The 11,520-nt window shown below is 36.8% G+C and carries 14 protein-coding genes; 6 read left to right on the top strand and 8 right to left on the bottom strand.

Translation table 11 applies throughout. The annotated features are described in order from the left end of the window. From ABYK33_RS09365 to ABYK33_RS09345, 5 genes are all read left to right on the top strand, one after another. The coding region (locus tag ABYK33_RS09365; RefSeq protein WP_373032892.1) for a M48 family metalloprotease at window positions 1-300 on the top strand (300 nt) is incomplete at its 5' end. After that, window positions 290-1,108, top strand: coding sequence for a peptide chain release factor N(5)-glutamine methyltransferase (gene prmC, locus ABYK33_RS09360; RefSeq protein ID WP_373032891.1), 819 nt, complete (start codon window positions 290-292; stop codon window positions 1,106-1,108). The genes ABYK33_RS09365 and prmC, both read left to right, overlap by 11 nt. Before the next feature lie 14 nt (window positions 1,109-1,122). Continuing rightward, window positions 1,123-1,602 (top strand): DUF4149 domain-containing protein, encoded by a 480-nt coding sequence (locus ABYK33_RS09355; protein ID WP_373032890.1) that lies wholly within the window; start codon window positions 1,123-1,125, stop codon window positions 1,600-1,602. A 5-nt stretch (window positions 1,603-1,607) separates the two neighbouring features. Then, window positions 1,608-2,096, top strand: coding sequence for a DNA-deoxyinosine glycosylase (locus ABYK33_RS09350; RefSeq protein ID WP_373032889.1), 489 nt, complete (start codon window positions 1,608-1,610; stop codon window positions 2,094-2,096). Further along, the gene (locus ABYK33_RS09345; protein ID WP_373032888.1) at window positions 2,096-2,962 is read left to right on the top strand and encodes a symmetrical bis(5'-nucleosyl)-tetraphosphatase; all 867 of its coding nucleotides are present in this window, start codon (window positions 2,096-2,098) and stop codon (window positions 2,960-2,962) included. Before ABYK33_RS09350 ends, ABYK33_RS09345 begins: the two co-directional genes overlap by 1 nt. Window positions 2,963-3,073: 111 nt before the next feature. Here the strand turns inward: ABYK33_RS09345 and ABYK33_RS09340 are convergent, their stop codons facing one another. After that, a complete protein-coding gene (locus tag ABYK33_RS09340; protein WP_373032887.1) occupies window positions 3,074-3,703 on the bottom strand; it encodes an NAD(P)H-dependent oxidoreductase in 630 nt (209 codons plus the stop codon). 18 nt (window positions 3,704-3,721) lie between these two features. Continuing rightward, window positions 3,722-4,867 carry an iron-containing alcohol dehydrogenase gene (locus tag ABYK33_RS09335; RefSeq protein ID WP_373032886.1) on the bottom strand — a complete coding sequence of 382 codons (1,146 nt, stop codon included), beginning with the start codon at window positions 4,865-4,867 and terminating at the stop codon, window positions 3,722-3,724. A gap of 130 nt (window positions 4,868-4,997) precedes the next feature. On the opposite strand from ABYK33_RS09335, the gene ABYK33_RS09330 reads away from it, so the two are divergent. Further along, complete coding sequence (locus ABYK33_RS09330; RefSeq protein WP_373032884.1) at window positions 4,998-5,357, top strand: winged helix-turn-helix transcriptional regulator; 360 nt, start codon at window positions 4,998-5,000, stop codon at window positions 5,355-5,357. A 46-nt stretch (window positions 5,358-5,403) separates the two neighbouring features. Here ABYK33_RS09330 and ABYK33_RS09325 read toward each other — a convergent pair whose 3' ends face one another. The 6 genes from ABYK33_RS09325 to ABYK33_RS09300 form a co-directional block, all read right to left on the bottom strand. After that, window positions 5,404-6,708 carry a TRAP transporter large permease subunit gene (locus ABYK33_RS09325; protein WP_373032883.1) on the bottom strand — a complete coding sequence of 435 codons (1,305 nt, stop codon included), beginning with the start codon at window positions 6,706-6,708 and terminating at the stop codon, window positions 5,404-5,406. 21 nt (window positions 6,709-6,729) lie between these two features. After that, window positions 6,730-7,269, bottom strand: a complete 540-nt coding sequence (locus tag ABYK33_RS09320) for a TRAP transporter small permease subunit (RefSeq protein WP_373032882.1) — start codon at window positions 7,267-7,269, stop codon at window positions 6,730-6,732. Between the two features lie 72 nt (window positions 7,270-7,341). Continuing rightward, window positions 7,342-8,403 carry a TRAP transporter substrate-binding protein gene (locus ABYK33_RS09315; RefSeq protein WP_373032880.1) on the bottom strand — a complete coding sequence of 354 codons (1,062 nt, stop codon included), beginning with the start codon at window positions 8,401-8,403 and terminating at the stop codon, window positions 7,342-7,344. 320 nt (window positions 8,404-8,723) lie between these two features. After that, complete coding sequence (locus ABYK33_RS09310; protein WP_373032879.1) at window positions 8,724-9,905, bottom strand: glutathionylspermidine synthase family protein; 1,182 nt, start codon at window positions 9,903-9,905, stop codon at window positions 8,724-8,726. Window positions 9,906-9,908: 3 nt separating this feature from the next. Next, complete coding sequence (locus tag ABYK33_RS09305) at window positions 9,909-10,499, bottom strand: UPF0323 family lipoprotein (protein WP_373032878.1); 591 nt, start codon at window positions 10,497-10,499, stop codon at window positions 9,909-9,911. A 125-nt stretch (window positions 10,500-10,624) separates the two neighbouring features. Then, on the bottom strand, window positions 10,625-11,520 hold an 896-nt coding region (locus tag ABYK33_RS09300), incomplete at its 5' end, for a cell division protein FtsZ (protein WP_373032877.1).

Here is an 11,520-nt window from a genome sequence, read left to right as displayed (position 1 = left end):
AGTTTTGTCTTTACGCCATTTATGTCTTACGTGAGTCGTCATAATGAGTATGCAGCAGATGAGTTTGGTTCACAGATGGGCGGTAAAGAAAATCTTGTATCGGCACTTATGAAACTTGTTACAGAGAACAAGTCATTTCCAAAGTCACATCCATTGGTGATATTTTTTTACTATACTCACCCTCCAGTGTTGGAAAGACTCAAAGAACTGGGGTTTGATGCATCCAACACAATTGTAGGTGACGAAGAGTCACTGCCTAAAGATGGTATCTTTACACATATGGACAGAAATGACGATTAAAGAAGGGCTGTCCTGGGCAAGAGCACAACTTCAAGAGGCTTGTGAACGTCCAGCTTTCGAAGCAGAACTACTTTTGGCCTATCATCTTGGGAAAGATCGTATGTATTTATTGACACATGATCTGGATAGTTTTGCCGATGTAGATGCTTTTAAAAAACTTATCCAAAGAAGAGCTGCCGATGAACCTTACGAATACATCGTAGGGTCTGCCAGTTTTTATGACATTCATTTGGGAGTAGAAGAGGGGGTACTTATCCCCCGACCTGAGACAGAGATACTTATAGACCTGGTAGCTGAGATCATTGAAAAAGAAAATATCACAAGAATTGCTGAAATAGGAGTAGGATCTGGTGCCATCTCTATCGTGTTGGCCCGTAAGTTTCCTCTGCTTCATATTATCGCTACTGATATTTGCGATACACCACTAAAAGTGGCAGGGAAAAATATCGAAACATTTGGATTGAGTCAACAGATAGAACTTCGTAAGTCTAATCTTATAGATGAGGTACCTGAAGAATTGGAGTTGGTGGTTTCTAATCCTCCTTATATTGCAGAAGATTTTTTACTTGAATCCAATGTCATTGACTATGAACCCAAAGAAGCACTTTTTGGCGGAAGGGTTGGTGATGAGTTACTCAAGCAGATCATTGTGGATGTGAAGGAGAGAGGCATCCGATATCTTGCCTGTGAGATGGGGTATGATCAAAAAGAACCACTACAAGAGTTTGTTAATCAAATCGGTGTAGAATACATAAGATTTTACAAGGACATGGCACAGTTTGACCGTGGGTTTATAATTAAATTTTAATGAGGAAAAAATAAATGAATAAATATTTTAGAATGGTAACTATGGGATACATCATACTTTTGAGTGCGGTGCTTGGAGCAGGACTTTTTGCGGGTATTGTAGTAGCACCGGTTACATTTCATACAGAACAATGGTTAGGTGCTGATGTGTTGACAAGGTTCCAAGAGGGTCAGATCATGACAGAGAATTTTTTGAGACTTTCATTTCTCGTAAATGTATTGATTGCTTTTGTGGTTCTTTATGAAGGTTATAAGTTTAAAAAATTTGAGAGAGATACAGTGACACAGGTAGCAACATTTTTTGTGTTAGCAACGGGGCTACTTTTTTCCCAGTACTACATCCCTGATATTATTGCGATGCAAGAGCAGGGTGTAGAAATGACTAAGTCAGTAGCATTCATCAACACGCATAAAGGAAGTGAGATCAACTTTAAGATCTTTTCTTTGGCCCTGCTGGTGTTAATAGTACAAAATATGCGCAAGGCATGCAAGTAGTGGGTATGAGTGAAATGTTAGAACATCCTTTCAAACCGGTAGTCTTTAAAGATACCCAAATACTGATACTGGGTTCTTTCCCCAGTATTCAATCTTTTGAAAAGAACTTTTACTATGCCCATCCTCGTAATCAGTTTTGGAAACTTCTTGAAAGTGTTACTTCCTATCCTGTGAACAACCGTGACCAGAAAATCTGGCTGCTCAAAGAGTGTAAGTTTGGACTTTGGGATATGGTAAAAGTATGCAGTAGAGAGAACTCACTTGACAGTTCTTTGGAAAATGAAGAAGTCAATGATCTGGCTACTTTTTTAGAAGAATATCCCAGTATTACCAAATTGGCTTTTACAGGTAAAAAAGCAGAGGCACTTTTTAAAACACATTTCTCCCACCTTGATATAGAGACAGTGTATTTACCTTCACCTTCGGCTGCGTATGCAAAAATGACATTTGATGACAAGTCAGCCAAATATAAAAAACATTTAGGATATATGTAATGGCAGTATGGGCTATAGGTGATATACAGGGGTGCTACAAATCCTTTAGAGCCTTATTGGAAAAGATAAACTTTGACGCCAGTCAAGACAAACTTTGGGTTGCAGGAGATCTGGTCAACAGAGGTGAAGGTTCACTCGAGACACTTGAATATCTTTACAGTATAAAAGAAAGTGTTGAAATAATTCTCGGTAATCATGATATTACTCTTATAGCAGCCTATTATGGTATCAAAAAATCCAATCCATCCATAGACCCAATACTTGAGTCGTCGGAAGCTAAAAAGCTCATAGATTGGCTTAGAGGACAAAAGTTTTTACATGTGGATTATCAACTTGGGTATTGTATGGCTCATGCGGGTATTTCCCCTGAGTTTGACTTGGGTATGGCTATAATGTATGCTAAAGGTGTTGAGGAGAAACTGCAGAGTGATCAGGCATCTATTTGGCTGGAACAAATGTTTAAAAAAGGAAGTAACCGTTTTAACCGTGATGCAAGTCTCATAGATATTGACCGTTATATTGTCAGTGCATTTACACGTATGCGTTTTTGTGACGCTGATCATAGACTTGATTTTGACCAAAAAGGTCCGCCTACGGATGAGCTAAGAGAAAAAGGGCTAATACCCTGGTTTGAATGTAATGATCGTAAAGACATTGACCTGCGTATTATCATAGGACATTGGTCAACCTTGGGATTCTATGAAGATGAACATGTACTGGCTTTAGATACGGGATGTTTGTGGGGTGGTCAACTGACTGCTGCACGTATTGACAGTGATGAAGTGGAGATTGTTTCTATTGATTGTGAAAAGAAAGAGAAAAGTGAAGTAGAGAAAACTACTTCACCCGATGCCTCGAAAAATTAGACATATTATAGTTTCTCTCTCATCTTATATCCTATATAAATGAATGTTTGCATGTATAATTATGTCTTCAACTGGTATCTTATTTAGACATGAATTTTCCTTTTTATATTTTTAATCGATAAACTCAACTACTTCTTCAAATGCCAGTCTTAATTGTTTTGCTTGCGGGTTTAATCTATATCCAAAAGGTAAAACCATTGATAACTGGTATTTAGTAGTGTCAAGTTCTAATATCTCTTCTACCTGTTTTTTATCAAACCCTTCTATAGGACAAGAATCAATGCCAAGTAATGCACCTGCTGTCATCATGTTCCCAGCTGCTATATATGATTGTTTTGAAGTCCAAGCATAAATATTTTCGTTACTACTTAGTGTGTCTTTTAAGTGACCAGCATAAAGTCCCATATAAAAATCTAATGATTCTTGTGGCATTTCTCTTCTTGAAAATCTTTTTTCAACTTCACCTGATTCTACTTTGACACTATCAATACCGGCTAAAATTATTACAAGGTGAGAGCAAGATGTAACTTGCACTTGATCCCAACATGCAGGTCTTAGTTTTGCTTTTAATTCATCATTTGTGATAACTAAAAATTTCCATGCTTCGATACCAAAAGATGATGGTGATTTTCTACCTGCTTCAAGAATATATTTCATATCCTCCTGCGTAACCTTTTTTGTATCATCAAAAACTTTACATGCATGTCTAAAATCCATGGCATTCATTAATTCATTTCTCATTTATCTTTCCTTTTGTTTTTATGCTTTTTCTAATATTTCTATAATGGATCCAGTTGGGTACAATGCACCAAATCCCCATAGATTTGCCAATTCATTTGCATTTATGGCTAATTCCTCTATAGATTCTCTTGGAATATTTACCTCTTTTAATGTTACAGGTGCGCCTATCTTAGAAAACCAATTCTCTAACTTTTCTATCCCTACATTTTCATCTTCGCTATTAAAAATCTCTTTTGAAAATCTTTTAAATTGAGGTATATTCTGTACTTTGTACCATTTCATCCATGCAGGAATTACCACAGCCAGTCCAGCTCCATGAGGTACATTAAACAGTGCCGATAAAGAATGTTCTATCATGTGATTTGGAAAACTTCCACCCCCTGTTCCTGCAGGCGTTAAGCCATTTAGCCCTTGGATCGCTGCCCATGCAAACTCGGCACGTGCATCATAATCATTTGGATTTTCTATTAATATTTCAGTTGTTTGCATTACTGTTTTAATAATAGACTCAACAATTCTAGAATTAAAATTCGGATGTACACTTGCAGTAAAATATACTTCAATACAGTGAGAAATAACATCAACAGCAGAATAAGCTAAATATTCAGGACTGACTGTTGCCATTAGTTCAGGATTAATTACAGATACTACAGGGTTTACTAAAACAGAAGCTATTGAATACTTTTGTTTTGTTATATCATTCATAACTACAGAATTCCCATTCATTTCACTTGCTGTTGCCGATAGTGTCATAACAGTGAATACAGGTAGTGCTTCTGAGATTGTGGCTTTATTTATGAAGAAATCCCAAACGTCTCCATCATATTTAGCTCCGACAGCTATTGCTTTTGCACTATCTGCAACAGAACCACCACCAACTCCCAAAATAGCTTCAATATTAGTATTTTTAGCTATTTCTATTCCTTCATTTACTTTACTTAAAAGAGGATTACTTACAACTCCAGAAAGTTCTTCAAATGCTATATTGTTCTTATTAAGTGAAATTATAATTTTGTCATAAAGACCGTTTTTCTTAATACTACCACCACCATATACCAATAACACTTTTTTAATACCTGATTGTTCCAGGTACTCACCGATGTTGTTTTCTTTTTCTTTTCCAAACTCTATTTTTGTTGGATTGTAATATGTGAAGTTGTTCATAAAATATTCCTTTATTTTTTAATTGTAGAAAATTGTAATCATTTGCAACTTAAATATCGCTTACGATACTTTAGGTAAGTAATGATACTTTAAATTTTTTTTGTTACAATAAAGCCTATAAAGGACAAAAATGTATTATATAAACGATAAAGAATATAAATGTTCTGTGTCCGTAACAATGGATATCTTCAATGATAGATGGAAACTAGCTGTTATTTGGTATTTACTTGAACAGGATAAAAGGTTTAAAGACTTAAGTGAAGACATAAGTGAAATTAGCCAAAAAACTTTAACTATAAAACTAAGAGAATTAGAAGAAAAAAACATAATCAAAAGAGAGGTATTTGCAGAAGTACCACCTAAAGTTGTCTATTCTCTTACTCCCATAGGAAGAAGATTAAAACCAGTTCTAAAAGAGATGTTTGACTGGGGTATAGAATATGTTAAAGAAAATGGAAAAATTACAAATGAAAACTCTTGTAGTATTTGACAATAAAGTTTTTTATTTGAATTTTCCTCTTTCTTTCTTTCTTTCTTTATACATTAAATCCAAAAAAACCTGGGAATATAACAATACCCATCAGCACTAGTACCTGTATCGCAATAAAAGGAAGAACACCTTTATATATCTGCTTCGTTGTTACTGATGGGGGAGCAACACCTTTGAGATAAAAAAGACTGAAACCGAAAGGTGGGGTCAGAAAAGATGTCTGCAGATTCATCGCGATCAAAATTGCAAACCATGCAGGGTCTATCCCAAGATTTGCTGCGATAGGCGCAAGAATAGGTACAACGATAAATGATATCTCTACAAAATCAATAAAAAATCCAAGTACAAGAATAGCTAGCATAGAGAGAATTAAGAAGCCCCATTTTTCACCAGGGAGACTCATCATAAAGTCTTCGACGATAACATCTCCTCCCATTTCTGAAAAGACCATAGAAAATGCCGTTGCTGCAATAAGGATTGCAAAGACCATACTGGTGATTTTTGCTGTCTCAAGAGCACTTTCATGCATCATTTTGAACGAAAACTCTCCATATAAAAAAGATAAGAAAAGTGCCCCGATACCCCCGATAGCTGCGGACTCTGTTGCTGTGGCAATACCTGAAAATATAGAACCTAGCACAAATATGATCAGTACAAGTGGAGGTACCATAGCTTTTAGTGCGATTTTCCACAGTTGTGACTTAGAGACAGTGCCATGCTCAAAGACAATTGCCGGTGCTACATTTTTATTGAGATATGCCACGACCAGTACGTATAGTAAATAGAGTCCCACAAGCGTAAGTCCTGGGATAACAGCGGCTTTAAATAGATCACCTACAGGGACATACATAACATCAGCAAGTATGATAAGTACGATTGATGGGGGGATGATCTGTCCAAGTGTTCCAGAGGCACAGATAACTCCAGAGGCAAGACTGGGATCATATTTATGTTTAAGCATTACAGGAAGAGCGATAACACCCATTGCAACAACAGATGCTCCAACGACACCAGTTGAAGCTGCAAGCATTGCACCGACAAGTATGGTTGAAACGGCTAAACCGCCTCTTACAGAACCAAAAAGCATGCCACCTGATTCAAGGAGTTTCTCTGCCATCTTGCTTTTTTGTAGCACTATCCCCATAAAGATAAAAAGAGGAATTGCCATCAAAATTGTATTTGTCATGGTTGACATGATACGATACGGCATCATTGTAAAAAGATCAATGGTTCCAAGAAAACCTTCAGTAATAAGTGCAAATATTATGGCAACACCTGCAAAAGTAAAGGCAACCGGAAAGCCAACTATAAGAAGCAATAAGGCTGTGACAAACATAAAAATTGCGATCATTTAAAAGTACCTCGAGAGTGATTAGAGAATATTATCATCTGCATGATGTTCTGTGGGTTGTTCTATATTTAAAAACACATTGATATTTCTGATTATAAAACCTACTGTTGCAAAGATTAAGAGTACGAAACTGGTCGCAATCAATGATTTTACTATCCACCTGTGCGATAGCCCGCCCGGGTCCTGACTTATTTCTGATATTGAGTAAGCTTCATACGCATACAAATACCCACCATATATGATCAGTAGGCTGAAAGGTATAATAAAGAGAATAGAACCTATGATATTGATCACTGCCTTTGTCTTTGGCTTAAAATGTTCAAACAAGACATCCACTCTTACGTGAGCATCTTCTTTTAGCGTGTACGCTATACCAATCAATATTACAAAAGAGAATAAATGCCATTCTAATTCTTGAAAGGCGATTTTGCTGTTGTGGAAAAAATAGCGCATGATAACGTCATAACAGACATTAAGCATCAGTGCAATCATGATAATAGCATTGAAATTACCAATTTTGTCTACAGTAGTGTCAATTATACGTTCTAGTCTAAGTAGCATCTTTTCTCTTTCGTCGTATTGTCTATAATTTAAAAATATTTGCTTCCAAATAGCGGAAGCAAATAGCTTTTTCTAATAACTCTTTAAATAAGCGAAATCAGAAATATTTGTCCATTGACGTACCATTTTTAAGTACGCTCGTTGATGGTCAATAATTTTTTTAGCCATTGGATCTTTTGCAGACATTTCATTTAGAAGTGTATCTGTTTCTGCATTGATTCTAGTCATGATATCCTTAGAGAATGTTTTGATCTGAACATTTGGATAATCTTTTTTGATATTTGCCAGACTTACAGCATTATCATTTATAGACTGACTAAGCATATCATAAGCTGATGATTTCATAGCTTCTTTCACGATCTCTTGAAGATCAGCAGGAAGTTTATTGAAAGCTTTTTCGTTAATTAAAAACTGCAACTCTGTTGCCGGCTCATGCCATCCCGTATAATAGTAAGGTGCAATTTTATGAAAGCCCATCTTTAAATCAAGTGCAGGCCCAACCCATTCTAAGGCATCAATAGTACCTCTGTCAAGTGCTGTATATAATTCACCTGGAGCAATGTTGACAACACTGGCACCTAGTTTAGAGAGTACTTCACCCGCAAAACCGGGGATTCTCATTTTAAGACCCTTGAAATCTTCAACAGTATTCATCTCTTTTTTGAACCAACCACCCATCTGGTTTCCTGTGTTCCCACCAGGAAATGACATTAAGCCATGTTTCCCATATACTTCTTTAGAAAGTTCCATTCCACCACCGTAGTAGAACCATGCGTATTGCTCTGTAGCGATCATACCAAAAGGTACTGTCGTAAAGAACATTGTCTTCATGTCTTTACCTTTCCAGTAGTAAGATGCTGAGTGCCCCATTTGATAGCGGCCTGACTTTACAAAGTCAAAAATACCGAAAGGCGCCTTGTGTTTGTTTTTTGAATCAATTTTGATGATAAGTCTACCATTAGACATTTTTTTGACTCTCTCAGCCATGTTTGTAACAGCCTCACCAAAGATAGGCATTCCTGTTCCCCATGTCTGTGCAAGTTTCCATGTAATAACTTTTTTATCAGATGCATTTAAGTTTCCCGTTAAAAAAGTTGCAAGCATTAGTGTAAATATAAATTTGAAAATTCCCATTTTGACACTCCATATTTTGAATTAACTGCAATGCAGCTATAAGTTATCTTATGTCAAGAGTATAGCATTACCATAGCATGTATCACTAAATAGTTTTATTAGTAAAAATAATCTTACTATGTTACTTTTATACACTATCTAGTGATATATATGACATAATTTACAAAATGGGTGCCTAAAATCTCAGTTAAAACATAGAAAAATAGTTATTGAGGGGTTGTAGAAAGATAATTTGGTATAGCACTTGAGGGGAAAAAGATCAAAACCTTACAAAATATATAACTTTATAAGGTTTTCTAAGGGGGGGAGCATATAGTTACTTATCCTTTAACAATATGGCCTACAAATTTAGACATATTGTTCAATATCTTCCCACCTTTTCTAAAACCAAGTCCACAGGCTTCGTAGGCATAAAATACACCTGCCTGATAAGATAGTCCTTGTGTGTCAGTTGCTAGTTCTGTATAGGCTTGGTAGACCATCTTATGATTATCGTAGTCACCAGGTACAGCTTCAATATCATTAGACTTTTCATCTATAATACTTACACTTCCACCTTCTCTTCCAAAAACAGGTTTCTTTACCTGTTTTGTCTCTTCCAAAGGCTCAAAAGAACTTTCAAGTAGAAGAGGATGGTTGGGATAGAGATCCCATAGTATCTTGAGTAGTCCTTTACTTTGAAAGAGTAGGGTATAGGCAGGATTGAAGATGATAGCTTTTTGATTTTTGATAATGTTTGTAAGAAGCATCGCCAAGTCTGACTCTTCTAGTGCAATGTCTTCCCAAGGGATAAGTTTAAACCAGAGTTCATAGTTCTTATTTTCATAAAATATACCGTCTTCTACTGAGAACTCTATGTCATCAATATAGGCAAACTCAGTTTCGTAGCCTGCTTCGGTGGCAATATGTTGCAGTAGCCTTACAGTATTTTCTTCTTCGGAATTTCCTTTGACAGAAGTAAAGAGGAAGTTCCATCCATCATAACGTTCTTCAAAAGTAGAAACATCTTCTTCCAGTGTCACCAGACGTTTAAAATTGTCTATAAGTGCCTCGTAAAGTCCATTGAATTGGCTCTCTTCTTCAAGGTTGTTTTGCTTAAGCATCGCCCATTGGACGATAGCTGTTTCAAAAAGTGCAGTAGGTGTATCTGCATTAAATTCTAAAAGTTTGATCGGTTTTCCATCTACGCCACCGGCTAAGTCAAAACGTCCGTAAAGATGCCAGTGTACATCGCTTTGCCATGACTCTTTAATGACATCAACAAGGTTAAACGGTATACCTATTTCATGAAAGAGATTATTTTCGACAACATGTTCAGCTGCTTCTACATACATGTCATAGAGTGCATTGGTTGCTTCATAATAGGCTTCAGCTTCAGCTTCAGAGAGGATAACAAGTTCATCAGAGATATAACTGCTTTCATCACTGTCTGTATGCCATACAAATCCGAGTGATTCTAAATAGTCTGTGTCTAAAGGAGTTGTTTTCTGTAAATTTACCATCTCTTAACCACCAAAGAAGCCACCCGTGCGGCTTGAAGAACTTTTATTTCCAAAAAAACCACTTCTCTTACTACTGCTTTTATTAGTCTTGTTAAAACTTTTTTGGCTTTTTGCGTAGGTAGAAGGAGATTTGTATCCTGCTTTTCTGTTGTTCTGGAAGTTCTGGTTACCAAAAAGTTTAGAGCCTATCCATGATCCGATCATTGCTCCAGCGATACTTGACAGGAGTATTTCTCCTAGCCCCATACCACCTTGTTGTGACATTTGAGGGTTTTGTTCCTTGGTAAGGTTAGAAGTACCATTGTCAATTTTGGCTGCTTCTTCTGCAACGAGAGCATCCATTTCAGGCTTGGTCAATACACGTTCAGTACCATCAAGTTGTTTAAGTACGATACGTGTTTCATCTGCTGGAAACTCATCTTTTATCTGGTATCTTCCAGGAGCAGTCTCTTCTATAATGACAAAAGCATTTTGTGCTTTACTCTCTTCTTGCTGTTGTCCATTATTACTGAAGCAACCTGTAACACCGGTAGCTAAAAGAGCACCAAGACCGGTAGCTGTTGCCATCGTTGAAAGTTTTTTTAAATGTTTCATAGTGTGTCCATAAGTATTGTTTGGGGGAATCATATCAAAATATAATTAATAGAAAGGGAAAAATTGTAGGGAATGGTAAAACAGAGAAGGAAGAGTTTCTCTGTTTCAAATCATAAAGGGGTTATTTAGTCCATTTGCTTTCTAAGGAAAGTAGGGACATCTAAAATATCTTCATTCTCACCATTGTATCCACCCACGACCATCTTACTTCTTACTGTATTGATGTCACAAGTGTTAGCACTTAAAAGTGTTTTTTGTTTTGTTACTGTTGGTTCAGCAACAGCGTTTTTATCTTCAAAGCCAGTAGCAACGATAGTGATCTTCACTTCATCGATAGCCATATTTTCATTTGTTGTTGTTCCAAAGATAACAGATGCGTCTTCATCTGCACTCTCTTCTACAATACTCATAGCTTCACCGATCTCCATGATAGGATAATCAGGGTGGATATCAAAGTGTACAAGTACACCCATCGCACCGTCTATAGAGATATTGTCAAGTAATGGAGACTCAATTGCAGCTTTTGCTGCATCATAGGCTGCATTGGTTCCAGTACTGTATCCTGCACCCATAAGAGCAAGACCTCTATGACTCATAACCGTTTTAACATCGGCAAAGTCAAGGTTGATATCATTTTCTCCATGAGAAAGGATCACTTTAGAGATACCACCGACTGCCTGTGCAAGAATATCATCAACCATTCTAAAACTCTCTTTGATCCCAAGATTCTTCTCGACGATTGAAAGGAGTTTTTCGTTTGGAACCACAATGATAGAGTCACTTTCACGTTTCAGCTCCTCCAGACCATCTTTTGCAAGTTTCGCTCTCTTGCGACCTTCAAATTTAAACGGACTGGTTACGACAGAAACAGTCAGTGCTCCTACCTCATTGGCTGCCTGAGCAATGATAGGTGCTGCACCTGTTCCTGTTCCCCCACCCATTCCTGCGGTAATAAAAATCATCTTGGTAGTACTGTCCAACATCCTTTTAATGTCTTCCATACTTTCCATAGCAGCCTGTT

It is taken from the genome of Sulfurovum sp. (assembly GCF_041562805.1).
In the GTDB taxonomy this organism is placed as follows: Bacteria; Campylobacterota; Campylobacteria; order Campylobacterales; family Sulfurovaceae; genus Sulfurovum.
This window is presented reverse-complemented; position numbering and strand designations above follow the sequence as displayed.